Annotated in this window: 1 protein-coding gene; it reads right to left on the bottom strand. The window is 71.4% G+C overall.

Features of this window, described 5'->3' with window-relative positions; translation table 11 throughout:
• A partial coding sequence (locus AX737_RS09985) for an ATP-binding protein (RefSeq protein WP_245293421.1) occupies window positions 1–618 on the bottom strand: 618 nt, incomplete at both ends.

Here is a 618-nt window from a genome sequence, read left to right as displayed (position 1 = left end):
CGAAGCCGTAGATCATCGAGAGGCCGAGGCCCGTGCCCTGGCCGATCGGCTTCGTGGTGAAGAAGGGGTCGAAGGCCTTGGCGATCACCTCGGGCGTCATGCCGGTGCCGGTATCGGTGACGCAGAGCGAGAGGTACTGCCCGGGATCCAGGTCGCGCTCGCGGGCGGCGCGATGGTCGAGCCAGCGGTTGGCGGTCTCGATGGTGATGCGCCCGCCCTCCGGCATGGCGTCGCGCGCGTTGATGCAGAGGTTCAGGAGCGCGTTCTCGAGCTGGCTCGGATCGACGAGCGCCGGCCACAGGCCCGGGGCGCCGACCACCTCCAGGGCGAGGCCCGGGCCGATCGTGCGGCGGATCAGATCCTCCATGCCGGCCATCAGCCGGTTCACGTCGGTGGGCTTCGGATCGAGGGTCTGGCGCCGCGAGAAGGCGAGGAGCCGGTGGGTCAGGGCGGCGGCGCGCCGCGCCGCCCCCTGCGCGGCGTTGATGTAGCGGTCGAGGTCGGTCATCCGGCCCTGGCCCATGCGCGTCTGCAGGAGTTCGAGCGAGCCGGTGATGCCGGTGAGCAGGTTGTTGAAGTCGTGCGCGAGGCCGCCGGTGAGCTGGCCCACCGCCTCCA

It is taken from the genome of Methylobacterium sp. CCH5-D2, from assembly GCF_001556475.1.
GTDB lineage: Bacteria > Pseudomonadota > Alphaproteobacteria > Rhizobiales > Beijerinckiaceae > Methylobacterium > Methylobacterium hispanicum.
The sequence above is the reverse complement of the archived record's forward strand: the minus strand, read 5'-3'. Positions and strand labels throughout refer to the sequence as shown.